Genomic DNA, 24,337 nt, shown 5'->3' with positions numbered 1-24,337 from the left:
GGGGCTTTACAGCTCGAGATTCTCGTCGAGCAGATCCGCAGAGAGCGGGAAGCGGAATTCCAGGCCGAAGCCGCCATCGAAGGGGCGGACGATTCGGGCCGGCGTCGAGCCGATGCGCACGGCCGCGCCGATGGGCAGATCGACATCCGTCGTGATCGCTGCGCCCGACAGCGAGATGTCGATCACGCGCACCACATGTTCCGAGCCGTCTTCCATGAACAGGATGGAGCGGGGATTGCGCGGTGCGATCCGCTCATGGCGCCGGTCTTCCGGCAGGCCGAGCTCTTCGTGGTTGGCGAGCCAGGTGAGCTGCGCGGTGAACTTTTCGCGTTTGCGGCTCGTCGCGGTGATGGTCATCGCGAAGCCTTCGAGCGTCGTGCGCACGCAAAGCCCTTCGATGCGCCCCAGATGCTCGAGATAGACGATGACGCGCTCGCCGGGCGCAGCCTTGGCGGGAGCCGCCAGATGCACGCCGCCGGGCGAGATGTCGATGGTCTGGCAGGGGTACTCCATCCGGTTCGGCAGCATATAGCGGCCGAGCAGCACCACCTTCATCCGGTGGTGCCGTCTGCGCTCGGCCGGGACGGCCGCTGTCCTGGGAATTTGGAGTGCGCTCAACATTCCTGACCAGCCTGGAAACCGCCGTGATCCTAGGAAGTCGCGGTTAACGGGAGGTTTTTGCGGCGGCGGTTTCGTTCAGGTCGTCAGGCCCGGCCGCCCGGCAGAACGAGCAGGCGCGGCGGGCCGGCGCGCTGCGGTTCGGGCGTGCGCGGGCGCGAGGCGGCGGCCGGCCAGAGCATCCGCAGCGAGATCATCCGCATGCTGTGGACGGTGTCGAGCCCGAGCCATTCGGGCGTCATGGTGGGCGAGAGGGCGCCGAGTAGGCGTGCATGGGTGCGGCCGCGATAGCGCAAGGGCAGCAGCAGCAGCTCCAGATGGATCGGCAGCCCGGTGCTGGTCTCGCCGGAAAGGCCGGCGACGGCGCCGACGCTCTCGTCCATCACCGTCTGGACCAGCCGGCGCATATCGGCCTGCGATTCCACGTCCGGCCAAAGAGCGGTGAAGAGACGGCCGCGCAGCTCGTGCCCCGTCAGGGCGCAGAGCCGCGTGCCTGCGAGGCGGAAAACCGGGCCGATCGGCTCGTTTTCCAGCACGAAGGTGTCGGCCAGAGCATGACGCAGGGCGCCCGGCTCGATCTCGCCGCGCTCGGGGGCCGAGCGTTCGCCGCGCAGCTTGTCCCAATAGTCGAAGACCAGACGTGTGCTCGTGTTCTTCATCATCGCCCAATTCAGCCGGCGTCCGCGTCGTCGCCGGTGCCTGCGTGCCGCGATGGGTCACAAGCGTGCGATCGGGGGACGAATCAGTCCTTCGGTGAATCGAGGACGCATCCGCCATGCCGTCTTGCCACCCCTGCAGTGGTGGGGGGAGGCGCGGGGGAGGGCAAGGTTAACGAAGGGTTGACGCTGTGGATGAAAGCTAAAATGCCGCGCATGGCCGCGCCCGAGGGGCGCTAGAGGGCCCTTGCGCCGCACTGCGCCATCGGCAACTGTGCCGCCCGATGGTGATGCACGACCCCCGCCCGCCGGCCCGCGAACCGGCGCTCAATCTGCCCTCCGTGGTGGTCTGGCTGCTGGCGGCGCTCGTCCTCATCCATGCCGGCCGCGGCCTGCTCCCGGACGGTTATGACGACCTGGTGATCTCCTGGTTCGCCTTCGTTCCGGCGCGCCTGACGCTGTGGCTGGAGCCTGGCCGTCTCGACGAGGTCATCGGGGCGCTGGCGCAGTCGGCTGCGGGGCAGGACATCGCCGACCGCCTGCAGCTGGTGCGGCTGCTCCTGGCGGATGGCGGGGTTCGGCTGTGGACGGTGCTGACCTATGGCTTCCTGCACGGTTCGTGGATGCATGTGGTCTCCAACGCGGTCTGGCTCGCCGCCTTCGGCAGCCCCGTCGCGCGCCGTCTCGGTCCGGGCCGCTTCGTCAACCTGATGGCGCTCTCGACGATCGCGGGGGCACTGCTGCACTGGTGGACGCGCGATCTCGACATTCAGCCCCTGGTGGGTGCCTCCGCCGGTATTTCGGGGCTGACGGCGGCGGCGATCCGCTTCGTCTTCGCACCAGGGCTGCGCTTCGGCGCCTTGGGCGACGACGCCGTGGTTCGTTCGATCCCCGCCGAGCCGCTCGGCCGGCTCTGGCGCAATTCGCGCGCGCTGCTGTTCGTCGTCTTCTGGTTCGTCACCAATATCCTGTTCGGCGCGGGGCTCGTTCCGATCTTCGGGGAGGGCGCCAGCATTGCCTGGCAGGCGCATATCGGCGGCTTCCTGGCCGGGCTCCTGCTGTTCCCGCTCTTCGACCGCGGGCGCCCGCCGGCCTGAGGCGGCCTGAGCGCTGCGGCGAGCCGGCGCGCGGGCTGAAGCGGCGCCAAGAGCGCGCCGCAAGTCTGATTGCTTGCCTGCGTCCTCCTCTTGGCCCACACTCGGCCGCATCGTGAAGCGTTTGCGGGCCTGTGCGGCATCGTGAGTTCGTCGCCGGCCGGAAGCATCCGCAGATGAAGCGCCGGTCAACGGCGCAGCCGACAGGAGGATTCGTCGATGCATGTCGAGCAGCTTCTCAAAGACAAGGGCCGCGATGTCGTGGCCGTGCAGCCGCACCGCACGCTGGCCGAAGCGATCAAGACCCTCAGCGACAGGCGGATCGGCGCCGTGGTGGTGATGGGCGCCGACGGCGCGCTCGTCGGCATCCTGTCCGAGCGGGACATCATCCGCGCGCTCGGCGCCCATGGCAGCGCCGCCCTGAACAATGCGGTGTCCAGCGTCATGACGGCGAAGGTCGTCACCTGCCGTCCCCAGACCAGTGTCGACGAACTGATGGAAATCATGACGACGGGCCGGTTCCGCCACGTGCCCGTGGTCGAGGACGGCCGTGTCTCCGGCATCGTGTCGATCGGCGACGTGGTGAAGTTCCGCGTGGCGGCGATCGAGGCCGAAAGCCAGGCGATGCGCGACTACATCGCGATGGCGTGAGGCCGGCTCGAGTCGGCTCGGTCGCGGCCCGTCGCTCTCAGCCTGTCGGCAGATAATTGGCGTTGACGACCGTCTCGATCTCCTCCAGCGCGCGCTCGGCCGCTTGGCGTCCGAGCTGGATGATCTCCTCGGCGCGGTGGAAGTCGAAGAGGCCGACCTTGCCCAGCCGCGGGCCGAGCATCACGTCCGGCGGGTCGCCGGCCAGACGCGAGCGCGAGATCCGGTCCTGCGTGATGTTGAAGGCATCGATCATCACGCCGGCGAGTCCGGGGCGCGATTCGTTCGGACGGCCGACCATCCGCCGCACGCGGCGGGCGGCGCCGGTGATGCCGTTGAACCAACTCGGGCTGGGTCGCACCTCCAGCTCCGGCACGATCTCCTCGGCCAGTTCGCGGTCCGGCTCCGAGCCATGGCTCTGGATGACGGTGCCGCGCCCGGCGAGGTCGTTGTTGAGGTTGATGCAGATGACGATGTCGGCCCCGAGCGCGCGGGCGGCTGTGACCGGGACCGGGTTGACCAGCGCGCCGTCCATGAGCCAGCGGCCGCCGAGCTTCACGGGGTCGAAGATGCCCGGCAGGGCATAGGAGGCGCGCAGCGCCTCGATCAGAGGCCCATGCGTCAACCAGATTTCATGGCCGGTGCCGAGTTCGGTCGAGATCGCGACGAAGCGCTGCTGCAAATCCTCCAGCCGCAGATTCGCGAGGTCCCGTTCCAGCAGGCGCTTGAGCTTGCCTCCGGAGATGAGCCCGGAACCGCCGATGTGGAAATCCATCAGCCCGACGACCCGGCGCTTGGTCAGCCCGGTGGCGAAGGCCTTCAATTCGTCGAGCTTGCCGGCGGCGTAGCAGCCGCCGACGACGGCGCCGATCGACGTTCCTGCGATGACTTGCGGCGCGAAACCAGCTTCCATCAGCACTTCGAGCGCGCCGATATGGGCCCAGCCGCGTGCCGCGCCGCCGCCCAGGGCCAGGCCGATGCGCGGCCGGCCGGATCGGCTCTGAGCGGGTCGGGTCTCGGCGGTGCCGGCCACGCTGGCGTCGTTCATCGCGGGTCCACCTCCGCCCAGACCAAAAGCCCGCCGTGCGACACCGTCCCAGAACATCGGTTCCAGCCCTCCGCCGTCTCTCGACGATGGCAGAGCCGGATGAGCGAATGGTGAACGCGGGCCGCCATCGATTATCGCCGGCCCTTGACGTTCCGGTGAAGGCCGGCGCGGGCACGGTGGATATGCGCGGAACGTCAGGCGAAGCGCAGCGGTTCCGAAGCCTGCTCGCGAAGGGGCTGGGCGCGGTAGAAGCAGGATCGGCGCCCGGTATGGCAGCAGCCGCCGTCACCCGCCACGTTCACCCGCAGCCAGAGCGCGTCCTGATCGCAATCGACGCGCATCTCCACGATGGTCTGGACCTGGCCCGAGGTCGCGCCCTTGTGCCAGAGCTCGCTGCGGGAGCGCGACCAGTACCAGGCCTCGCCGGTTTCGATGGAGCGCCGCAGCGCCTCGGCGTTCATATGCGCGACCATCAGCACCTCGCCGGTCTGCGCCTCGGTCGTGACGCAGGTGACGAGGCCGTTGGCGTCGAAGCGCGGCGAGAGGACGGTGCTCTCTTCCAGCGCGTGCTTGTCGGCTGGGGCGGGGAAGGCGCTCACAGGCCGGGCGCCTTCGCCATGGTGAAGAAGCGGACCTGCTCGGCCGGATCGGTGGCGAAGAGGCCGCGATATTGGCTGGTCATGGTCGCCGCGCCCTGTTTCTGCACGCCGCGCATCGACATGCACAGATGCTCGGCCTCGATCAGCACCGCCACGCCGCGCGGTTTCAGGCATTCCTCGATGGCGTCGGCGATCTGCGCCGTCATCGTTTCCTGGGTCTGGAGGCGGCGTGCGAAGACCTCGACCACCCGGGCGAGCTTGGAGAGGCCGACGACGCCGCCGGCCGGATAGTAGCCGATATGCGCCTTGCCGAAGAAGGGAACCATGTGGTGCTCGCAGTGCGAATAGAACGGGATGTCGCGCACCAGCACCATCTCGCGATAGCCTTCGACATCCTCGAACACCCGGTCGAGAATGTCGCGCGGGTCCTCGCCGTAGCCGCGGAAGAGTTCGCCGTAAGCCTTCACCACGCGCTCGGGAGTCTCGCCCAGGCCCTCGCGCGCCGGGTCGTCGCCCGACCAGCGGATCAGGGTGCGCACGGCCTCCTCGGCCTCCTCCCGCGTCGGCCGCTTGCCGAGGAGCGTGTCGGCGGGAAAAGCCCGGTCGACCGGCAGGGTCTTGACCACTGAGGTCATCATTCGCCTCACATTCGGGGTCGGGGAGGCCCAGGCGTCACGGGCTTCACCGGCGGCAACGCCGCCATGCGGCGGAAGGAAGCGTCCATGCCCTCCCGCCGCGCGGCGATCAAGCCTATATTGGGCAGCGACGCCGGGCTTGCCAGCCCGCGACAGGAACCGACATGCTGGACGACATCTACAACAAACGGATTCTCGCGCTGGCGGCGAACATCCCGCTGCTGGAGCGGTTGCCTGAGCCCGACGCGACCGCCCGGGCGCATTCCAAGCTCTGCGGCTCCACGGTGACCGTCGACCTCACCATGGATGGCGATGTCGTCAGCGGTTTCGGCCATGAGGTGAAGGCCTGCGCGCTGGGGCAGGCCTCGTCCTCGATCATGGCGCGCCATGTGGTGGGATCGACCGCGCAGGAGCTGCGCGAGGTTCGGGAGCAGGCTCGCGCCATCCTGAAGGAAAACGGTGTGCCGCCGACCGGCAAATGGGCCGATCTCGAGGTGCTGGTGCCGGTGCGGGACTACAAGGCGCGCCATGCCTCGACGATGCTCACCTTCGATGCGGTGGTCGAGGCGATCGAGCAGATCGAGGCCAAGCGGCGAGAGGCCGCCGCCTGATCACTTCACGCCGAGCGCGGTGCGGATTTCCGGCACCGTCTCCTTGAAGCGGACCTGGAACGCCTTGTCCGCCAGCAGCGCCTTGGCGACCGCGCGGCCGACCTTGTCGCCGGCGACGAGGTCGCTGCGATAGTGGAAACCGCAGATCAGGCGGCTTTCGTCGTAGCTCTTCACCCTCTCCTCGAGTTGGTCGCCCATTTCAGGCGCGGCGGCCTTCAACAGATCGGCATAGAGCGCGGCGGTGGCGGCATGGGCCGAGGGGAATGAGGTGCCGTCCGGCCGGGCGCCGGGGCAGGGCTTGACGCGAACCTTGTTCCAGACGCTGAACGGGCGCTGGCGGCTGGTGAGGCGATGGACGCTCTTGAGAAGGATGGACAGCTCGACCTGCGCCTCGCGGAACAGGAGGCGTGCTTCGCGATGGGTGTTGTCGACATATTTGGTGTCGATCCCGCTCAGGAAGTTCACCAGCGCCTGACGTTGGTCGGCGATGGCCTGCTTCTCGCGCTCGGGCGTGCGTTCGGAGCTGAGCTTCAGCACCTCCTCGAATTCCGCCTTGGCCTCCGGCGAATTGGGGGCCGGAGGCAGACCGATGATCTTGGCGATGTCGAGATGGGCGCCGTCGAGCCAGAGCAGATAAGGGCGCTGCTGCGCCTGCGCTGCACCGGCGAGGCTCAGTGTCAGCAGCAACGCCGCACCGGCGAGGCTATGGCGAAGGGTCGAGGCGCGCAGCATGATGGGGTTCTTCGAAGGATGCGGATGCGGTGACGACCGGGCGAGACGATCTGGACGATCTATTCGATCAGGTCTCTGTTAAGCAAAGATTTTCGCAGGCGCGAAAGATCGCTCGCGCGCCGCGCGTGATCGCGCATGTCCTGATCCGCGGCTATCAGCTCAGCCTGTCGATGCTGGTCGGGCGCCATTGCCGGCATTGGCCGAGCTGCTCGGCCTATACCGACGCGGCGATCCAGCGCCATGGCCTGTGGCGCGGCGGCTGGATCGGGCTGGCGCGGATCTGCCGCTGCAACCCCTGGGGAACGAGCGGCATCGATCTGGTCTGCGAGGCTCTGCCGCCTGGCGCGCGATGGTATCGTCCGTGGCGCTATGGCCGCTGGCGCGGGACGAACGAGCCGGAGGAGGCCATCGCCCCCGCGCCTGGGGGGCTCACTTCGATTGGCGCTGGGCCTGAGCCGTCCTGAGCGCATCCTTGCAGCCCTGCGAGAACTGATCGGGCTTTTCCTTCAGGCAGGCCATGAGGCGGCCTCCGCCGGGCGTGATGCCGGGACAGTTCTTGGCGAAGTCGGCCTGGCAGGCGGCGCGGACCGCGCCTCTGTCCTGAGCAAAGGCCGGAACGGCGGCGGTCAGCATGAGGGCGGCGAGAAGAATGCGGGGCATGACGGCTCCTGTCCATAAAAGGGCAGCATGACTCCTGAACGTGGCCAGCTTGCCGCGGGTTTTCGGCCAGATGACAAAGCCGAAAGCTTCGCGCGGATTGCGCCGGCCGAAACCCTCGTATAGGCCGTGACCTCCTTCAGGCCGCTTCACCGGATACCCGGCCCGACAGGATTTCATGCGGTATCCGGTCTGTCTTACGGGGTTCGTATCCCCGAGTGAGCAGGAGCGCGATCGATGACGATCTCCCTGACCTTTCCCGACGGCGCCCAGCGCGAGTTTCCCTCCGGCATCACCGGGGCCGACATCGCCAAGGGCATTTCCCCCTCCCTGCTGAAGCGCACGGTCGCGATGGCGCTCGACGGCACGGTCGTCGATCTCTCCGACCCGATCGAGCGCGACGCCAGGATCGAGTTCCTGAACCGCGAGGATCCGCGCGCGCTGGAGCTGATCCGACACGACACGGCCCATGTGCTCGCCGAGGCGGTGCAGGAGCTGTTCCCGGGCACGCAGGTGACGATCGGCCCGGTCATCGATAACGGCTTCTTCTACGATTTCGCCCGCAACGAGCCGTTCACGCCGGACGATCTGCCCGTGATCGAGAAGAAGATGCGGGAGATCATCGCGCGCGACAAACCCTTCACCAAGGAGGTCTGGAGCCGCGACAAGGCCAAGGACTTCTTCGCGGCGAAGGGCGAGGCCTACAAGGTCGAGCTGGTCGATGCCATTCCGGCCGACCAGACGCTCAAGATGTATGCGCAGGGCGACTGGATCGATCTCTGCCGTGGGCCGCACATGACCTCGGTCGGCAAGGTCGGCAACGCCTTCAAGCTGATGAAGACGGCCGGTGCCTATTGGCGCGGCGACAGCAACAACGCGATGCTGACGCGCATCTACGGCACCGCCTTCGCCAAGCAGGAAGAGCTCGACGCCTATCTCAAGCAGATCGAGGAGGCGGAAAAGCGCGACCATCGCAAGCTCGGCCGGGAGATGGACCTGTTCCACTTCCAGGAGGAGGGGCCGGGCGTCGTGTTCTGGCACTCCAAGGGCTGGCGGCTGTTCCAGGAGATCATCGCCTATATGCGCCGGCGCCTTGCCGCCGACTATGAGGAGGTCAACGCCCCGCAGGTGCTCGACAAGTCCTTGTGGGAGACGTCCGGACACTGGGGCTGGTACCAGGACAACATGTTCGCGGTGAAGTCGGCCTCGGCCTTCGAGAACCCGAACGACAAGGAGCGCGACCACAAGGTTTTCGCGCTGAAGCCGATGAACTGCCCCGGCCATGTGCAGATCTTCAAGCACGGCCTGAAGAGCTACCGCGATCTCCCGATCCGGCTTGCGGAATTCGGCAATGTGCATCGCTATGAGCCGTCCGGCGCGCTGCACGGGCTGATGCGCGTGCGCGGCTTCACACAGGACGACGCGCACATCTTCTGCACGGAGGAGCAACTCGCGGCCGAGTGCCTGAAGATCAACGACCTGATCCTCTCGGTTTATGCCGATTTCGGCTTCGACCAGGACCTCGTGATCAAGCTCTCGACCCGTCCGGAGAAGCGTGTGGGCTCCGATGCGCTCTGGGACCATGCCGAAGAGGTGATGGGCAAGGTTCTCGAGCAGATCGCGGCCCAGTCCGGCAACCGGATCAAGACGGAGATCAATCCGGGCGAGGGCGCCTTCTACGGGCCGAAATTCGAATACGTCCTGCGCGACGCCATCGGCCGCGACTGGCAATGCGGTACGACGCAGGTCGACTTCAACCTGCCGGAGCGGTTCGGCGCCTTCTATATCGGCGCCGATGGCGAGAAGAAGCAGCCGGTGATGGTCCACCGCGCCATCTGCGGCTCGCTGGAGCGCTTCACCGGCATCCTGATCGAGCACCATGCCGGGCATTTCCCGCTCTGGCTGGCGCCTGAGCAGGTCATCGTCTGCCCGATCGTCTCCGATGCCGACGCCTATGCGGAGGAGGTCACGATGGCGCTTCTGTCCGAGGGAATCCGCGCCCGAGCGGATCTGCGCAACGAGAAGATCTCCTACAAGGTGCGCGAGCATTCGCTGGCGAAGATCCCGGTGATCCTCGCCGTCGGCAAGCGCGAGGCCGAGGAGAAGACCGTGACGGTGCGCCGCCTCGGCAGCCAGGCGCAGACGGTGATGCCGCTGTCGGACGCTCTCGCCACGCTTATCGGCGAAGCGCAGGCGCCGGATCTGGAGCGCAGGGCGAAGGCGAGGGCTGCCAGGGGCTGAGGCCCCGGCAGCGGCCGGCCCGCTCCGTCGCGGCGATTGCACACCGCCCCGCAGTCCCGGCCAGCGGTATACGCTGTCGCCTGGGCTGCGCCGCTTCGCCGGAACATCCGCCTGCGCAGCGCCTGAGCGTTCGCGTCGATCACTTTTGTGTGCGCACGCAAGCGCCGCGCCGCTCTTTCTTCGGAAAGCCGCAATCGCGCGCGAGCGTCACACGCGCTTGTGACGCGCCGGAAAGGTGACGTTAACCAGCGCCTCCGATATGAACGGGAGATGAACAGCGCAGGCAGGGTTCGTTCAGCTTTTGCCTTGCGACCCGGAACCTGCGTTTCGACGTTCGCGTTTGTTTGCCGCAAATCGCTTTCGAGGAGCTGAAGGGTCGTGCAGCCCGCCGCGTCATTCCAGCGCTTTCTGCTCGCCGGTCAGGCGGGGGGAGCCGTGCCCGGCAAGCCGGCGCGCGATGCGCGGATCGACGTCATTCGCGGCCTTTGCCTGCTGATCATCTTCATCAACCACATGCCGGGGAATATCGCCGCGGCCTATACGCCCCATAATTTCGGGTTCTCCGACGCAGCCGACATCTTCGTCCTGCTTGCGGGCGTTTCGGCGACGCTGGCCTATGGCGGCCTGATCGAGACGCGGGGCCTGCCGATCGCGGCGCTGAAGCTCGGGGCGCGGCTCTGGACGCTCTACATCGCTCATATCGCGGTGTTCATCATCGTCTGCGGTGTCATCGCCGCCGCGGTGACCCGGACGCAGAACCCGCTCTATATCGAGCTGATCAACGTCCAGCCCTTCTTCCGGGATACGATCGAAGCCCTGCTGGGCGCGCTGACCCTGACTTACCAGCCCTCCTATCTCGATATCCTGCCGCTCTATATCGTGCTGTTGGCGCTGTTTCCGGCGATCTATTACGCGGTGCGGCTGAGCCCGTTGCTGGCGCTGGCGGTCTCGTTGGCGATCTGGCAGGGCGCGCTCGCGTTCGGGCTCAATCTGCCGAATTCGGATGCGACCTGGTTCTTCAATCCCTTCGCCTGGCAGGTGATATTCGTGCTCGGCGTCGTGATCGGTCGTTGCAACCAGCTGCACATTGCGGCACCGCGCCTGCGCTGGCTGGATGCGGCGGCGCTCGGTTTCCTTCTCTTCGCTTGGGCGGTGAAGGTCGGACCCGGCAACTTCACCGGCCTGCCGGTCCTGAACGACTGGTTCGACTCGGTGCAGCTGGGCTCGGACAAGACCAATCTGGCCTGGAGCCGCCTGCTGCATCTGGCCGCCCTGACCTGGCTTGCCGTGCGGTGGCTGCCGGCGGGCGACACGCTCGCCCGCTCCTTCATCGGGCGGGCGCTGGCGAAGACGGGGCAGAATTCGCTGCATGTCTTCTGCGTCGGCATCGTCCTGTCGATCGCTGGGCAGGTCGTGCTGGCCGAGACGTCCTTCGATCCGACCGTCCAGTTGGCGGTTTGCGTCAGCGGCGTTACAATCTCGCTGGGCCTAGGGGTTTTCCTGTCGTGGTATCGCACGATCACCAGTCGCACGGCCGGCGCGCGCAACGTCTCCGCGCCGTCTTCGGCGGCGCCATCCTCCTCGCTGCTGCCGGGCTGAGCCTGTCGGCCGGCGCCGCGCCTGCGGCGAGCTTCGCCGGATCGGATGCACGCTGCCGGGCCGGCATCGCGCAGCAGCCTTTCGCGCCGTCCCTGCCCGCCGCCCGGCGCGCTCTGCAGGAGACCGGGCGCCTGACGGTTGTCGCGCTCGGCTCCTCGACCACCGCAGGCTCCGGCGCCAGCGCGGAAGACAAGAGCTACCCGGCGGTGCTGCAGGCCGAATTGCGTCGGCGCCTGCCCGGCGCCGAGATCCGGGTCGTCAACAAGGGCGTCGGCGGGCAATCGGCCTATGACATGGTGATGCGCATGGACGGGGATGTGCTCGAGGAGCGCCCGACCCTCGTGATCTGGCAGACCGTCATCACCGATGCGATCCGCGATATCGGCGAGGAGAAGCTCGCCAAGATCCTGCGCAAGGGCATCACCAAGGCCCGCACTGCCGGCATGGACCTGATCCTGATGGATCTGCCCTGGCTCCCGCGCGAGGGCCGCTATCCGCATTACGACGATTATCGCGGCCTGCTGGCCCGCATCGCGCAGGACCAGAACGTGGCGCTGTTCCCGCGCTATGCGATGATGCGCGGCTGGGCCCGCTCGAAGCAGTTCAGCGACGAGGAACTGGTCGGCATGGACGGTGTCCATCTGCTCGATGGCGGCTATCGCTGCCTGGCCTTGCGCATCGCCGATGGCATCGTCTCGGCTCTGGGCGATGTCCGCATCGACGTCGTCAGGCCGGCGCCTGCCGCGACCGAATAGGCACTATTTCGCCAAAACCTCGATATCGCGGTCGGCGCCCGACTCGACCTTGAAGTCGCGTGAGAAGACCTGGCCCTCCTGCCGGGCGATCAGCACATAATCGCCCTCCGCCAGGATCACCTGCGGGAAGGCCCCGATCGCCTCGCGAATGACGTCGCCGCCCGGCGTGAGCACGCTGAAGGCCGTTCCCGCGAAGGCCTCTCCGCCCGGCGCGGCGACCAGCTTCAGCGTCACTTTGGCAGCGCGGTGATGCAGGGTGGCATCGGTGACCTTACCGGTCTCGATGCGGACATCGGCACGCTGGATGGCGTTCGAATCGCCATAGGTCGAGACGATGTGATAGGTGCCCTCCGGCAAGCGCACGAGATCGCCGGCCTTGGCCTCGCCAGTGACCAGCCGGCCCTCCGAATTGCCTTGCAGCGGCACGAAGATCTGGAACGAAAGCTGGCCTGCGGGAATCGGCGCATCGCCGATCGAGCCGCCGAGCGTCAGAGCACCCGCGCTGATCTGCACCTGGTCGCGCAAGGGTTGGGTGCCGAGGCTGACGCGCCTGGTGCCGCTGGCGAACCCATACGCCGCATGGACGGTGTAGTTGCCGGGCGGCAGGTTCAGCACCGCCTCGGGATCGGTGGAGCGCGCGACGATCTTCGGCGGCGAGCCATCGGCGGTTTCGCTGAGCACGCGCCAGACGAGGCCGGAGCGGATCGGCTTGCGTTCGCTGGCGAATTGCGCCGTCATCGTCAGCCGGGTGAGGGCCTCTGCCGGTGGCTGCGGCGCCGGGGCCGGCGCGGTTTCGACGGCGGGGGCGGTGGCGGGAGGAGCCGGCGGGGGTGTCTGCGCCTGGGCCGTCGGAACCCCCAGAAGGATGGCGCCCAAAGCGAGCACGGCCGCGAGACGGGCGCCAGCTTCAAACCGATCCAGTTCAAACATGCATTTCGTCCTCGGGGCCTTGCGGCCAGCTCTGAGCAGGCTCGCTTGTTCTTATCAAGGCAAGTGCCTAGTTCTCGTCGACCCTCGCGATCCGGATGACTCAATGACCGATACCCTCGCTTTGCTCAAGCAGCGCCGCTCGGTGCCGCCGCAATTCCTGGCCGCGCCCGGTCCCGAGGGCGCCCAACTCGACGAGTTGCTGGCGATCGCGGCGCGCGTGCCGGATCATGGCAAGTTGGTGCCGTGGCGCTTAGTGGTGTTCGAGGGCGCGGCGCGCGAGCAGGCGGCGGAGGTGGTGGCGCGCGTCTTCCGCGAGCGCAACCCGCAGGCCAGCGACGATCAGGTGGAGTTCGAGCGCAAGCGGCTGCTGCATGCGCCGGTGGTCGTCGCGGTCATTTCGCGGGCGCGCGAGCATGTGAAAATTCCGCTCTGGGAGCAGGAGCTCTCGGCCGGCGCCGTGTGCATGACGATGCTGATCGGCGCCTATGCGATGGGCTATGCCGGCTCCTGGCTGACCAACTGGTTCGCCTTCGACCGCGAGGTGCTCGCCGCCTTCGGCCTCGCCGAGGACGAGCGCATCGCCGGCTTCATCCATCTGGGCACGCCGACGGCGCCGATCACCGATCGCGACCGGCCGGTGATGGCCGAGATCGTCACCCGCTACGGAGCCTGACATGACCTATTATTCCGCCACCCGGGACGATCTCGCTCTGGCGCATGATCCTTTCAAGGCCATCGTCGCGCCGCGCCCGATCGGCTGGATCACGGCGCTCAGCGCCAAGGGCGAAGTCAATCTCTCGCCCTACAGCTTCTTCAACGCGATCTCGGCGAAGCCGAACATCGTGATCTTCTCCTCGGAGGGAAAGAAGGACGCGGTCAGCTTCGTCGAGGAAACGGGCGAGTTCACCTGCTCGCTCGTCTCAGGCGCGCTGCTTCAGGCGATGAATGCGACCTCCGCGCCGCTGCCGCGCGGCCAGAGCGAATATGCGCATGCGGGGCTCGAGATGGCGCCCTCGCGCTTCGTGAAGCCGCCGCGGGTCGCCGGCACGCCGGCCGCTCTCGAATGCAAGCTGCTCTCGCTGAACCAGATGCATGATCTCGACGGCAACGCGATCCCGCGCTGGTATGTGCTCGGGCAGGTCGTCGGCACCTTCATCGACGACGCCTTCATCAAGGATGGCCGCTTCGACACGGCCGGGGCCAACCCGGTCGCGCGCTGCGGCTATGCCGATTATGCCGAGGTGACCAGTCTGTTCTCGCTGCAGCGCCCCCAGGGCGGCGGTGGCGAGGTTCAGCCGGCCGGCGGCGCGACCCGGTAATCGCCGAGTTCGGCGAGCCGGCGGTTGATCGCTTCGGCATCGACCGCCGCGGTTTCCGGCAGGGTCAGGCGCGGCGGCTCCAGCGTGACGGTGGCGCCTGGAGCCAAATCCTGCGCGGCTTTGCGAACCCGCGTCGCGCAGCCCTCGCAATGCATGCCGGATATCTCGAAAACGCGAATCATCGGAATCTCCTGCGGGCGTTCATTCGCCCTGTTTGCGAGCCCGCTCCAGCAGGCGCTCGGCCTGGCGCAGATGGGGGCGGTCCAGCATCTGGCCATCGAGGCCGAGGACGCCGGCGGCGGGATCGGCCGCGAAGAGCGCGACGATCTTCTCGGCCCTGGCCAGGGCCGCCGCCGAGGGGGTGAAGACCTCGTTGATCGGACCCACCTGCGCCGGATGGATCGCCATCTTGCCGGTGAAGCCGTCGCGGCGCGCCGCTTCGCATTCGGCCCGGAAGCCGGCCTCGTCGCGGAAATTGGTGAAGACGGTGTCGATCGCGTCGACCTGTGCCGCGCTGGCGCCGAAGAGGGTGAGCGAGCGTGCGAGCCGGTAAGGGTCGGTGTAGCCGCCATCGGCGAGGCGGTTGGTATCGGCTCCCAGATCGGCCGCCAGATCCTCGGCGCCCCAGGTCAGCGCCATCAGCCGGTGCGAGGAACGGGCATAGGTGCCGAGGCCGAACACCGCCTTGCCGGTCTCCGTGGCGATCGGGAGGATGCGGGTGGTGCCGTCCGGCAGATCGGCCTCCGCCTCGCGCACCGCGATCTTGGCGGCCAGATGGCCGACATCGGCGCCGCCCTCCGATTTCGGCAGCATGATCGCGTCCGGTGCCCCGGGCATCACCGCGTCGAGATCGGCGTCGCTGAGATCGGTCGTCAGCGCGTTGATGCGCACGATCAGCAACGGGTGCCGCGGCAGCGCGCGTGCCGCGGCCAGGAAATCGCGCGTGATCGCGCGGGCCTGCGGCTTGGCGCCCAGCGCGACGGAATCCTCCAGATCGAGGATCAGCGCGTCGGCGCCGCTTTCGAGACCCTTTTGCTGCTTCTTCGGGCTGTCGCCCGGCACGAACAGGAGCGAGCGCATCGCGTTCAGACCGCGAGCGTGGCAGGCGTAGGGCGCTTGCGCATGAAGGCCTGGCGGCGGCACTGGGCGACCAGCGTGCCGTCCTGCTTGTAGGCCTTGTGCAGGAAATCGACGATGCCGGCATCGGGCCGCGAGCGCGATTCCCGCTTGGCGGCGATTTCCGTCGTGCAGTTCACCGTATCGCCCTCGAAGAGAGGGGCGGGGAAGGTGACGTCGGTCATGCCGAGATTGCCGATCGTGGTGCCGACCGTGGTGTCGTTGACGGAAATGCCGATCATCAGCCCCAGCGTGAACAGGGAGTTCATCAGGGGACGGCCCCATTCGGTCTCGGTGGCGCAGAAATGAGCGTCGATATGCAGCGGCTGCGGGTTCAGCGTCATGTTCGAGAAGAGCATGTTGTCCATCTGCGTGACGGTGCGCGTCAGACGGTGCTCGATCACGGCGCCGACCTGGAAATCCTCGAAGTAAAGCCCGCCCCGCTGGTGGCGCATCGTCTCGGCCATCGTATTCTCCCTGACGGGGAACGACCCCGACTCCCGATTCCTAAAGCGGAGCGGGGGCTGAGGGAAGCGGCGGGACAGCGCAGGGGCGGCGGGGGGCACCTTAACGCTTCGCTTACCATAATCGCTCAATTTCGCTTGGACTTCCGCAGCGTCGCGGCGAGTCGCGTTCGAGAGCCCGCATGTTCCTGTTCACCACGCCGCAAAGAAGCGAGACGACGCAGACGGCCAACCCCGTCGTCAGCGCCATCCGCGACGGTGCGCAGAAGACCGGGGCCGGCTTCGACTATCTGCTCAAGACCGCACAGCGTGAATCGGCGCTGACGCCGGACGCCAAGGCCAAGACCTCCAGCGCGACAGGGCTGTTCCAGTTCATCGAGCAGACCTGGTTTTCGATGGTGAAGCAGGAGGGGCCCAAGCAGGGCTTGCAGAATTACGCCGACGCCATCAGCGACAATGGTGGGCGGCTGACCGTTTCCAACCCCGCCATGCGCGACAAGATCCTCCAGCTGCGGAACGATCCGCAGGTTTCCGCCGTGATGGCCGGGGCGCTGACGCAGAAGAATCGCGACCAGCTCGCGAGCGCGCTCGGCCGCCAGCCGCAGGCGGGCGAGCTCTATATGGCGCATGTGCTGGGCTCGCGCGGGGCCTCTGATCTGATCAAGGCCGCCAGCAGCGATCCCAGCCGCGTCGCGGCGCGGGATTTTCCGGAGGCGGCCGCCGCCAATCGCGGCATCTTCTACGACAAGGCCGGGCGGGCTCGCAGCGTGCAGGAGGTCTATGGCGTCCTCGCCGCCAGCCACGCGACCACGCAGGTCGCGGCCGGCGCCACGCAAGCGGCTCCCGCTGCCGGCGCCGATGCGGATATCCCGGTGACCGAGATCGCCGCCGCGCTCAGGCCCGGGCGCGCCAAGGGGCTGATCGGGCTGTTCTCGACCGGCGGTTCGCGCGAGCCGGTGTCGAAGGCGGTGGCCAATCTCTGGACGACGCCGAGCGCCGCGGGCGTGAAGCTCGCCTCGCTCGATGCCGGCGAGCGTTTTTTCCCGCGCGTGAAATCCGATGCTTCGGGCGATGCCATGACATCATCCGCCACAAACTCCTCCGCCGCTGCCGTGAGCGCACCCTTGCCGCCCGCGCGGCCGGCTGATCTCTCGCTGCCGGAAGCGGCTGCGCGGAGCGGCACGAAGGCCAGAAGCGGGCCGCTCGATCTCTCCTCCTTCATGACCCGTCGAGGTGGAGCATGATCGTTCGGCGCTTCCTCCTCTGGGCCCGCACCGCGCCGGCCGAGGCGCGTGCCTCGGGCGCTGCCGCGCTGGCTGGCGCCTATCTGCGCTCCGGCATGTCGGACGAGGATCGCCGGGAGGCCGAGACGGCGCTCCTGGCCCTCATCGACGATCCTGCGCCCTGCGTGCGGCGGGCCATCGCCGAGGAAATGGCGGCCTCGCCGCGCACGCCGCGTGCGCTCGCGCTCGGGCTGATCGCCGACCAGAGCGACGTCGCCGCGCTGGTGCTGGCGCATTCTCCCGTGCTCGGCGAGGCCGATCTGGTCGATGCCGCGGCCATCGGCGACGTGCTGGCCCAGCGTGCCGTCGCCCTGCGCCGCTGCCTGCCGGGAAGCGTCGCTGCCGCGCTCGCAGAAGTCGGCTGCGAGGAGGCCTTGCTGACGCTGGCCGGCAACCGGACGGCCGAAATCCCGGATTTCTCCTTCGCCCGGATGATGGAGCGCCATGGCGACAATGGCGCGCTACGCGAGGCGCTGCTGGAGCGGGCCGATCTGCCGCCCGGTCTGCGCCAGGCGATTGCCGCACGGGTTTCCGACGCGCTGGCGCAGTTCGTTTCAGGCTGCGGCTGGCTGACGCCAGAGCGCAGCGCGAGGCTCGCGCGCGAATCGACCGAGCGCGTCGCGGTGGCTCTGGCCGCTGGCGGGCAGGCCAGCGATGCGCCGGCGATCGTCGAGGTGCTGCGGGCGACGGGGCGGCTGACAGCGGGGCTGATCCTGCGTTCGCTGCTGAGCGGTGAGCCTGCTCTGGCGGAAGCCGCTTTCGTTTCGCTCTCGGAACTGCCGGCGGGGCGCGTCGGCGCGCTCCTGCGCGACCGGCGCGGAGCGGGGCTGCGCGCCTTGTGCCGCAAGGCGGGCCTGCCCCAGGCGCTGGAGCCTGCCTTCACGGCGGCGATCCTCGCGCTCAACAGCCGCGGCTTCGACGCCGTCCCCACGAGGCAGGGCCTCGATCGCGGTCTGCTCGCCACGGTGATGCAGGCCTGCGATGGCATGGAGGGGCCGGAAGCGGATGCGCTGATGGCCCTGCTGCGCCGGCTGGATGCCGAGGCGGCGCGGGACGAGGCCCGCCGCATGGCCGATTCGCTGGCGGACGACGCGGCGCTCGCCCTTCTGGTCGAGGCCGATCCAAACTTCCTGCTCGAACTGGCCGAGGACGAGACGCGGGTCGCCGCCTGAGGGCGCGCATCAGTACCCGAACTGCTCGCGCAGGATGCGCTCGTCGAGGCTGTGGCCAGGGTCGTGCAGCATCACGAGATCGACGCTGCGGTCGATCGCGATGGTGACGCTGGCGACCTCGTCGATCTGGATGTGGTCAGCGACGGCACTGACTGGACGCTTATCCGCTTCCAGCACCTCGATCGTGACCTTTGCATGGTCGGGCAGCAGCGCTCCGCGCCAGCGCCGGGGGCGGAAGGCGGAGATCGGGGTCAGCGCCAGCAGCGGAGCGTCGAGCGGCAGGATCGGTCCATTGGCGGAGAGGTTGTAGGCGGTCGAGCCGGCCGGCGTCGCCAGCAGCACGCCATCTGCGATCAGCTCGGCGAGGCGGACCTGGCCGTCCACGGAAATCCTGAGCTTGGCGGCCTGGTAGGACCGGCGCAGTAGCGAAACCTCGTTGATCGCCTTGGCTTCGACCTCGCTGCCGCTGCGGTCGATGGCGCGCATGGCGAGCGGGTGGACGAGGCTTTGCTGGGCCGCCGCCAGGCGCTTGCGCAGGCCGCGCTCCTTGAACTCGTTCATCAGGAAGCCGACCGAACCGCGATTCATGCCGTAGATCGGCGTGCGGCTGCCGAGGAAGCGATGCAGGGTCTGCAGCATCAGCCCGTCGCCGCCGAGCGCGACGATGACGTCGGCCTCGGCCGGATCGGCATTGCCATAGCGCTCGACCAGCTTGTCGAGCGCCGCCTGCGCTTCCGGTGTCTCGCTGGCGACGAAGGCAATCGCGCCGAACCGCTCGGTCATCATCGGTCTCGCAAAGGCTCGAGCCTTTGGGCTCGCCCCTCGCTTACCATGGCGAAGGCGTCAGCGGCGAGCGGGCGAGCATGAAAAAGGCCGGGACAGGCCCGGCCTTCCTCAGCGAAGGGCCGCGAGGCTCAGATCGCCGGGGTCCATTGCACCGGCACGAGCTCGAAGCCGTTGCCGTCCTTGGCGATGTGGCCGGTGGCCGGGAAGGGGGCGTGGTAGAAGGCCACCTGCATCTTGTCGGCCGAGACCATGTCGAGCAGCTTGCGGCGCGTCGCGGCGGCCTGGGGGCCGTCCATGTCGAACACCGCTGACCAGTCCGGATTGCGCACGAACAGCGCCGGATGGTTGGTCGTGTCGGACATGATCATCATCCGGCCATTGCCGGAGGCGACCGCGAACACCGTGTGGCCAGGCGTATGGCCGGGAGCGGCGATCGGCGTGATGCCGGGCAGCAGCTCCTTGCCGGGCTCGAACTGCTTCACATCCTTGGCGATGGGCGCGAAAACCCGGCGCACGCCGGCGAAGGCGCCCTTCATCGCTTCGGGCGCGGCGTTCATCCTGGCGTCGTCCATCCAGAAGGCCCACTCCGCCGCCGGCACCATCACCTCGGCATTCGGGAAGACGGTGGTGCCGTCCTTCAGCCGAAAGCCGTTGATGTGGTCGCCGTGGAAATGGCTGAAGACGACGCTCGATACGTCCTTGGGGTCGAAGCCGGCCGCCTTGAAGTTCGTCATCCAGGTGCCGGAGGTCGGGGCGCCGGAATCGCCGTTGCCGGTGTCGATCAGCGTCAGCTTGCCGCCATGCTGGATGGCGAGCGTGGTGAAGGTGATGTTCAGCGCGTCCTCGGGCAGGAAGGCGCGGGCCATGGCCTTCTTCACATCCGCCAGCTCGGCGTTCTTCACGAAGCCTTCGAGCGGGCGCTTGCCGAAGCCGTCATTGATGGCGGTCAGGGTGATGTCGCCGATCTTGTAGCGGTAGAAGCCGGGTGCCTGGTTCACGGTCGCTCCTTGGGTTGGGGCGGGAGAGGTCTGTGCCCTCAACGGCGTCGCGGCCCCGAGGTTCAGGCCGAGGCCCGCGGCCAGCGCGCCGGCTCCGGCGATCGCGCTGCGCCGGCTGAATTCTGACGTCTTCGTCATGGCGTTCTCCCTGATTGTGGCGGGAGCCTAGCCGGACGCCGGCCCCGATCAACCGCCGCCTGCGTCGCTCGGGTCAAGTTTGCGTGAGCTCGCCTCGACCGCCGGGGATCTGGCGAAAGCGCGCAGCATCGCCGCGCAGAGCGCCAGCGATCCGGCGACGCCCTGGCCCGAGCAATCGGCGACCAGCGCCTGGAAGGCGAGGCTCTCCTCGCCGGCGAGGCATTGCAGGCTCCAGTTCCAGCCCGGGGCCTTTTCGCGCAGCAGGGAGACCGCCACGTCGATATCGGCGCTGACCGCGCCGATCGTCTTCCAGAAACCGCCCTGCTGATAGATGCCGCCCGGCGGCGTGCGCCGTGAGGCGAGTTGCGTCGGCTTGCGGCGCACCGTGAAGCCGAGCGCCTCGTAGATTTCGACATCCAGCGTGCGGTCGGGCTTCGGCGATGTCTCGCAGCGCTGGGCCAGCGCCAGAAGATGGTTGTGCTCGGTCATGGGCTCGGTGATGTCTGTGGGGCGGCGCGGCCGATGGGGCGCCGCGCCTTTCGCTCTATCGCGGATCGTGCCCGCAGGGCCAGCCTGATCGCGGGACCTCTTGTGGCTCGCGCGAAGGCTACGCCCGGCTCAATCCCAGAGCGGGCTGGAAGCGCGGCAGCGATAGCCGACGAGGCAGGACGGGGTGTCGCGTGCAGGCACCCAGGCGGGCTCGACGAACTCGTCGCGCTCGCAGAAGGCGCGGCTGGCGACGAAGCGATCATAGGTATAGCCGCCCGTGCCGAGCACGACGGCGCCGCTGCGCGCCACATCCTGCCGGCTGGCGGCACAGGGCCGGTTCACGGTCGAGGCCCTGACCTGGGCCATGGCCTCGCCGGCCGGCAACAGAAGTGCGAGCAACAGGATCAGACGGGTCATGGCAGCCTCTCCGCGGTGGATGCTGCCGAAACCCGGAGGCGGATGCAACGTTCCCGTCAGGGGCGATCTGCCGGCCGATGGCTCGGCTGCGCCTGGCGGCTTGCCCTCCTCGGCGCCGGCTGGTAACCGCTAGCCGACCGGCACTGTCCGGTCCCTGAGAGCCGGCTTAGCACAGCGGTAGTGCAGCGGTTTTGTAAACCGAAGGTCGGGGGTTCGATCCCCTCAGCCGGCACCATCTCCTCTTCTCCCGTTTCGGCCGATCGCCTCGCTCCTGCGGGAAGCCCATGCGGCGCGGAAACGAAAAACCCCGCCCTCGCGGGCGGGGTTCGATGGCGGGCCGTGGCGGCGCGATCAGTCGAGGATGTCGCGGTTCTTCGTTTCCGGCAGGAAGAGCAGGCCGATCACGAAGGTGCCGAGCGCCACGATGATCGGGTACCAGAGGCCGGAGAAGATGTTGCCGCTGGCGGCCACGATGGCGAAGGCGGTGGGGGGCAGGAAGCCGCCGAACCAGCCATTGCCGATGTGATAGGGCAGGGACATGCCCGAGTAGCGGATGCGGGTCGGGAAGAGCTCGACCAGCAGGGCGGCGATCGGCCCGTAGACCATCGTGACGAAGAGCACGAGGATGAACAGGATGCCGATGGCCTTGAGCGCCCGCCCGTCGCTCAGCGTCTGGCCGAAGCTGGGCGTCTTCAGGATCGAGGCGTCACCGGCCTTGGGATAGCCGGCAGCCTGGGCAGCAGCCACGAGTTCGGCCGAGCCGGCCGGGGCGTCCGCGCCGTTGATCGTCGCCTTCAGCGGCGAGCCGGCCGGGCCGGGCACCAGATCGTAATGGATCGAGTTGGTGGCCAGCGTACGGCGCACGACGTCGCAGGGCTTGGTGAAGGTGCGCACGCCGACAGGGTCGAACAGCGTGCCGCATTCGGCCGGATCGGCGGTCAGGGTCAGCTTCACGTTCTGGGTCGCCGCGATCAGCTTCGGGTTCACCGTGGTGGCGAGCATGGTGAACAGCGGGAAGTAGGTCAGCGCCGCGATGAGGCAGCCGGCCAGCAGGATCGGCTTGCGGCCGATCCTGTCGGACAGCCAGCCGAAGAAGATGAAGAACGGCGTGCCCAGCAGCAGCGAGATCGCGATGATCAGGTTGGCGGTGGTGCCGTCCATCTTCAGCGTCTGGGTGAGGAAGAACAGCGCGTAGAACTGGCCGGTGTACCAGACCACGGCCTGGCCGGCGGTGCCGCCGAGCAGGGCGATGATGCCGATCTTGGCGTTCTTCCAGTTGCCGAAGGCTTCGGTGAGCGGGGCCTTGGAGTGGGTGCCTTCCTCCTTCATCCGCACGAAGGCGGGAGATTCCGCCAATTGCAGACGGATCCAGATCGAGAAGCCGAGCAAGATGATCGAGAGCAGGAAGGGCACGCGCCAGCCCCAGGCGGCGAAGGCTTCCGGCGACATGCTCAGGCGCAGAGTCAGGATGACGATCAGCGACAGGAACAGGCCGACCGTCGCGGTCGTCTGGATCCAGGAGGTGTAGAAGCCGCGCCGGCCCATCGGCGCATGCTCGGCGACATAAGTCGCGGCACCGCCATACTCGCCGCCGAGCGCGAGGCCCTGCAGCAGGCGGCAGCAGATGAAGATCACCGGCGCCGCATAGCCGATGGTCTGGAAGCCGGGCAGCAGGCCGACGACGAATGTGGCGAGGCCCATCACCACCATGGTGACGAGGAAGGTGTATTTGCGGCCGATCATGTCGCCGAGGCGGCCGAAGAACAGCGCGCCGAAGGGGCGCACCGCAAAGCCGGCGGCGAAGCCGAACAGCACGAAGATGAACTTTGCCGTGTCGTTGTCGCCCGGCACGAAGGTCTGGGCGATGTTGGCGGCGAGCGAGCCGGCCAGATAGAAATCATACCACTCGAAGACCGTGCCGGCCGACGAGGCGATGATGACCTTCCGCTCTTCCCTCGTCATCGGGCGCGGCGCGGCATGCGCTCCCGATGTGTGCGTTGCCATGCTCATGACTGTCCGTCTCCCCTCATGACATTTCCGAAACCCGGCGCGCTTCGCATTCTGTCGGTGCGATGGCGCGTGGCCGGCCTGCAGCGCAGGCGACCTCGTCAGTCAGGTTTGCGCAGGGGCGGGAGCGTGTGCAATCGGGCACTTGGTCTTGCATCGTTGGTCTATAAGACTATCGGCGAAAGGCAGCCGAGCCGCCGGGAATCCAGCAAGATCAGGGAATTAGGGCTGGTTTTGCGGTCCGGCGGGGCTATATTCCGAAGGCGGCGCTCGATCAGGGAAAGACACGTCATGACGTCGAGATGGATCGGCCTGTCCTGCGGCGCGCTGCTGGCCGCGCTGGGATGCCATGATGCGCAGGCAGCCGGACGGGGTCCGGTCGGTTGGCAGCCGCCGGCGGCGTCCGTCAGGCCTGCGCCGCATGGAGCGCGCCTCGCTCATGGGCATCCGCATCGACGCGGGGCGACGCGCTGGGTCTGGGGCGGCTATCCCGCGACCTGGCTGTGGCCCGACGGAAGCGGCCAGAGCGTCACGATCGTGGCGCCGCCGCCGGTCCGGCGCCCGGCGGTCGACCGCCGGTCGTTCGAGAACCTGCAGGCCCGCGCCGGTATCCGGAACGCGCCGACGCCCGAGCCAACGATGTATCGGCTGGAAGGGCCTCGTTCGAACCCGGCCGTTCGCGTCATCCGCATCGCCGGCGGGGACGAGGGCGCTCCGCAGCTCAGCCGCTTCGCCCATGCCGAGACCGGTGCGCTGATGCTGACGGTCCCCGGCCGCTGAGCCACAGGATCATCAGCCCTTGCGGCTGGCGACGTAGAGCGCGATCGCGGTCGCGTTCGAGACGTTGAGGCTGGTGATCGCGCCCGGCACTTCCAGCCGGGCGACATGGTCGCACAGCTCGCGCGAACGCTGCCGCAGGCCCTTGCCCTCCGCGCCCATGACCATGACCAGCGGCCGCTTCAGCGCGACGTCGTCCAACGCCACATCGCCTTCCGAATCGAAGCCGAGACGCAGGAAGCCCCGCTTGCCGAGCGTCTCCAGGGCGTCGCCGAGATTGCGTACGGCGATCAGCGGCACATGCTCGAGCGCGCCCGAGGCCGATTTGGCGAGGACTCCGGTCGCCGCCGGCGAGTGCCGGATGGTGACGATCACGGCGGCGACAGCGAAAGCGGCCGCCGAGCGCAGGATCGCTCCGACATTGTGCGGATCGGTGATCTGGTCGAGCGCCAGCACCACCGCATCGTCGGGCAGGCTGTCCAGATCGGGCGAGGGCAGGGGATCGCAGACCAGATAAAGCCCCTGATGCACGGAATCCGGCGTCAGAA

Annotated in this window: 29 protein-coding genes and 1 tRNA gene; 13 read left to right on the top strand and 17 right to left on the bottom strand. The window is 68.0% G+C overall.

Annotation, left to right across the window (positions count from 1 at the left end; genetic code table 11):
• Nucleotides 1–6: 6 nt before the first annotated feature.
• A complete protein-coding gene (locus ACOJTB_RS14825; protein WP_420103294.1) occupies nt 7–621 on the bottom strand; it encodes a PilZ domain-containing protein in 615 nt (204 codons plus the stop codon).
• Nucleotides 622–704: 83 nt separating this feature from the next.
• Nucleotides 705–1,280, bottom strand: coding sequence for a PAS domain-containing protein (locus ACOJTB_RS14820; protein ID WP_420103293.1), 576 nt, complete (start codon nt 1,278–1,280; stop codon nt 705–707).
• 284 nt (nt 1,281–1,564) lie between these two features.
• On the opposite strand from ACOJTB_RS14820, the gene ACOJTB_RS14815 reads away from it, so the two are divergent.
• Both ACOJTB_RS14815 and ACOJTB_RS14810 read left to right on the top strand, forming a co-directional pair.
• Entirely contained in the window at nt 1,565–2,371 is an 807-nt protein-coding gene (locus tag ACOJTB_RS14815) for a rhomboid family intramembrane serine protease (RefSeq protein ID WP_420103292.1), read from the top strand.
• A 216-nt stretch (nt 2,372–2,587) separates the two neighbouring features.
• Complete coding sequence (locus tag ACOJTB_RS14810) at nt 2,588–3,019, top strand: CBS domain-containing protein (RefSeq protein ID WP_420103291.1); 432 nt, start codon at nt 2,588–2,590, stop codon at nt 3,017–3,019.
• A gap of 37 nt (nt 3,020–3,056) precedes the next feature.
• Here the strand turns inward: ACOJTB_RS14810 and ACOJTB_RS14805 are convergent, their stop codons facing one another.
• From ACOJTB_RS14805 to folE, 3 genes are all read right to left on the bottom strand, one after another.
• Nucleotides 3,057–4,121 (bottom strand): patatin-like phospholipase family protein, encoded by a 1,065-nt coding sequence (locus ACOJTB_RS14805; RefSeq protein WP_420103290.1) that lies wholly within the window; start codon nt 4,119–4,121, stop codon nt 3,057–3,059.
• A gap of 137 nt (nt 4,122–4,258) precedes the next feature.
• Nucleotides 4,259–4,663, bottom strand: coding sequence for a phosphoribosyl-AMP cyclohydrolase (gene hisI, locus ACOJTB_RS14800; RefSeq protein ID WP_420103289.1), 405 nt, complete (start codon nt 4,661–4,663; stop codon nt 4,259–4,261).
• On the bottom strand, nt 4,660–5,298 hold the full coding sequence (gene folE / locus ACOJTB_RS14795) for a GTP cyclohydrolase I FolE (protein ID WP_420103288.1): 639 nt from the start codon (nt 5,296–5,298) through the stop codon (nt 4,660–4,662). The genes hisI and folE overlap by 4 nt, the downstream gene beginning before the upstream one ends.
• Nucleotides 5,299–5,462: 164 nt before the next feature.
• Between folE and ACOJTB_RS14790 the strand changes: the two genes are divergently transcribed.
• Nucleotides 5,463–5,909 carry an iron-sulfur cluster assembly scaffold protein gene (locus ACOJTB_RS14790; protein ID WP_420103287.1) on the top strand — a complete coding sequence of 149 codons (447 nt, stop codon included), beginning with the start codon at nt 5,463–5,465 and terminating at the stop codon, nt 5,907–5,909.
• On the opposite strand, the gene ACOJTB_RS14785 is transcribed toward ACOJTB_RS14790, so the two are convergent.
• Entirely contained in the window at nt 5,910–6,641 is a 732-nt protein-coding gene (locus tag ACOJTB_RS14785) for a phosphatase PAP2 family protein (RefSeq protein WP_420103286.1), read from the bottom strand.
• 107 nt (nt 6,642–6,748) lie between these two features.
• Between ACOJTB_RS14785 and yidD the strand changes: the two genes are divergently transcribed.
• Nucleotides 6,749–7,105 (top strand): membrane protein insertion efficiency factor YidD, encoded by a 357-nt coding sequence (gene yidD / locus ACOJTB_RS14780; protein ID WP_420103296.1) that lies wholly within the window; start codon nt 6,749–6,751, stop codon nt 7,103–7,105.
• On the opposite strand, the gene ACOJTB_RS14775 is transcribed toward yidD, so the two are convergent.
• Complete coding sequence (locus ACOJTB_RS14775; protein ID WP_420103285.1) at nt 7,071–7,451, bottom strand: cysteine rich repeat-containing protein; 381 nt, start codon at nt 7,449–7,451, stop codon at nt 7,071–7,073. The genes yidD and ACOJTB_RS14775 overlap by 35 nt on opposite strands.
• Before the next feature lie 84 nt (nt 7,452–7,535).
• On the opposite strand from ACOJTB_RS14775, the gene thrS reads away from it, so the two are divergent.
• The 3 genes from thrS (at nt 7,536) to ACOJTB_RS14760 (ending at nt 11,893) form a co-directional block, all read left to right on the top strand.
• Nucleotides 7,536–9,539 (top strand): threonine--tRNA ligase, encoded by a 2,004-nt coding sequence (gene thrS, locus ACOJTB_RS14770; RefSeq protein WP_420103284.1) that lies wholly within the window; start codon nt 7,536–7,538, stop codon nt 9,537–9,539.
• 378 nt (nt 9,540–9,917) lie between these two features.
• Nucleotides 9,918–11,138 (top strand): OpgC family protein, encoded by a 1,221-nt coding sequence (locus ACOJTB_RS14765; RefSeq protein WP_420103283.1) that lies wholly within the window; start codon nt 9,918–9,920, stop codon nt 11,136–11,138.
• Complete coding sequence (locus ACOJTB_RS14760; RefSeq protein WP_420103282.1) at nt 11,045–11,893, top strand: SGNH/GDSL hydrolase family protein; 849 nt, start codon at nt 11,045–11,047, stop codon at nt 11,891–11,893. Before ACOJTB_RS14765 ends, ACOJTB_RS14760 begins: the two co-directional genes overlap by 94 nt.
• 3 nt (nt 11,894–11,896) lie before the next feature.
• Here the strand turns inward: ACOJTB_RS14760 and ACOJTB_RS14755 are convergent, their stop codons facing one another.
• A complete protein-coding gene (locus tag ACOJTB_RS14755) occupies nt 11,897–12,814 on the bottom strand; it encodes a hypothetical protein (protein WP_420103295.1) in 918 nt (305 codons plus the stop codon).
• Nucleotides 12,815–12,926: 112 nt separating this feature from the next.
• Here ACOJTB_RS14755 and ACOJTB_RS14750 point away from each other — a divergent pair, with 112 nt between their 5' ends.
• Together ACOJTB_RS14750 and ACOJTB_RS14745 are read left to right on the top strand one after the other, a co-directional pair.
• Nucleotides 12,927–13,496, top strand: coding sequence for a nitroreductase family protein (locus ACOJTB_RS14750; RefSeq protein WP_420103281.1), 570 nt, complete (start codon nt 12,927–12,929; stop codon nt 13,494–13,496).
• Nucleotide 13,497: 1 nt separating this feature from the next.
• Nucleotides 13,498–14,142, top strand: coding sequence for a flavin reductase family protein (locus tag ACOJTB_RS14745; protein ID WP_420103280.1), 645 nt, complete (start codon nt 13,498–13,500; stop codon nt 14,140–14,142).
• On the opposite strand, the gene ACOJTB_RS14740 is transcribed toward ACOJTB_RS14745, so the two are convergent.
• The 3 genes from ACOJTB_RS14740 to ACOJTB_RS14730 are packed head-to-tail and all read right to left on the bottom strand — an operon-like array spanning nt 14,115 to nt 15,725.
• Nucleotides 14,115–14,324, bottom strand: coding sequence for a heavy-metal-associated domain-containing protein (locus ACOJTB_RS14740; RefSeq protein ID WP_420103279.1), 210 nt, complete (start codon nt 14,322–14,324; stop codon nt 14,115–14,117). The genes ACOJTB_RS14745 and ACOJTB_RS14740 overlap by 28 nt on opposite strands.
• 19 nt (nt 14,325–14,343) lie before the next feature.
• Nucleotides 14,344–15,222, bottom strand: a complete 879-nt coding sequence (locus ACOJTB_RS14735; protein WP_420103278.1) for an HpcH/HpaI aldolase/citrate lyase family protein — start codon at nt 15,220–15,222, stop codon at nt 14,344–14,346.
• Between the two features lie 5 nt (nt 15,223–15,227).
• On the bottom strand, nt 15,228–15,725 hold the full coding sequence (locus ACOJTB_RS14730) for a MaoC family dehydratase (protein ID WP_420103277.1): 498 nt from the start codon (nt 15,723–15,725) through the stop codon (nt 15,228–15,230).
• A gap of 179 nt (nt 15,726–15,904) precedes the next feature.
• Here ACOJTB_RS14730 and ACOJTB_RS14725 point away from each other — a divergent pair, with 179 nt between their 5' ends.
• A complete protein-coding gene (locus tag ACOJTB_RS14725; protein WP_420103276.1) occupies nt 15,905–16,966 on the top strand; it encodes a lytic transglycosylase domain-containing protein in 1,062 nt (353 codons plus the stop codon).
• Nucleotides 16,963–18,177 carry a DUF2336 domain-containing protein gene (locus tag ACOJTB_RS14720; protein WP_420103275.1) on the top strand — a complete coding sequence of 405 codons (1,215 nt, stop codon included), beginning with the start codon at nt 16,963–16,965 and terminating at the stop codon, nt 18,175–18,177. Before ACOJTB_RS14725 ends, ACOJTB_RS14720 begins: the two co-directional genes overlap by 4 nt.
• Before the next feature lie 9 nt (nt 18,178–18,186).
• Here ACOJTB_RS14720 and ACOJTB_RS14715 read toward each other — a convergent pair whose 3' ends face one another.
• From ACOJTB_RS14715 to ACOJTB_RS14700, 4 genes are all read right to left on the bottom strand, one after another.
• Nucleotides 18,187–18,960, bottom strand: coding sequence for an NAD kinase (locus tag ACOJTB_RS14715; RefSeq protein WP_420103274.1), 774 nt, complete (start codon nt 18,958–18,960; stop codon nt 18,187–18,189).
• 131 nt (nt 18,961–19,091) lie between these two features.
• Entirely contained in the window at nt 19,092–20,099 is a 1,008-nt protein-coding gene (locus tag ACOJTB_RS14710) for an MBL fold metallo-hydrolase (protein ID WP_420103273.1), read from the bottom strand.
• Between the two features lie 48 nt (nt 20,100–20,147).
• Nucleotides 20,148–20,588: a hypothetical protein gene (locus ACOJTB_RS14705; protein ID WP_420103272.1), complete on the bottom strand. Its 441-nt coding sequence runs from the start codon at nt 20,586–20,588 to the stop codon at nt 20,148–20,150.
• Between the two features lie 129 nt (nt 20,589–20,717).
• On the bottom strand, nt 20,718–21,005 hold the full coding sequence (locus ACOJTB_RS14700) for a hypothetical protein (RefSeq protein ID WP_420103271.1): 288 nt from the start codon (nt 21,003–21,005) through the stop codon (nt 20,718–20,720).
• 160 nt (nt 21,006–21,165) lie between these two features.
• On the opposite strand from ACOJTB_RS14700, the gene ACOJTB_RS14695 reads away from it, so the two are divergent.
• Nucleotides 21,166–21,240: transfer RNA gene (locus tag ACOJTB_RS14695), tRNA-Thr, on the top strand.
• A 116-nt stretch (nt 21,241–21,356) separates the two neighbouring features.
• Here the strand turns inward: ACOJTB_RS14695 and ACOJTB_RS14690 are convergent.
• On the bottom strand, nt 21,357–23,015 hold the full coding sequence (locus ACOJTB_RS14690; protein WP_420103270.1) for an MFS transporter: 1,659 nt from the start codon (nt 23,013–23,015) through the stop codon (nt 21,357–21,359).
• A 288-nt stretch (nt 23,016–23,303) separates the two neighbouring features.
• Here ACOJTB_RS14690 and ACOJTB_RS14685 point away from each other — a divergent pair, with 288 nt between their 5' ends.
• A complete protein-coding gene (locus tag ACOJTB_RS14685) occupies nt 23,304–23,792 on the top strand; it encodes a hypothetical protein (RefSeq protein ID WP_420103269.1) in 489 nt (162 codons plus the stop codon).
• A gap of 12 nt (nt 23,793–23,804) precedes the next feature.
• On the opposite strand, the gene ACOJTB_RS14680 is transcribed toward ACOJTB_RS14685, so the two are convergent.
• A partial coding sequence (locus tag ACOJTB_RS14680; protein WP_420103268.1) for a TrmH family RNA methyltransferase occupies nt 23,805–24,337 on the bottom strand: 533 nt, incomplete at its 5' end.

This window comes from Allobosea sp. (assembly GCF_048595345.1).
In the GTDB taxonomy this organism is placed as follows: Bacteria; Pseudomonadota; Alphaproteobacteria; order Rhizobiales; family Beijerinckiaceae; genus Allobosea.
The sequence above is the reverse complement of the archived record's forward strand: the minus strand, read 5'-3'. Positions and strand labels throughout refer to the sequence as shown.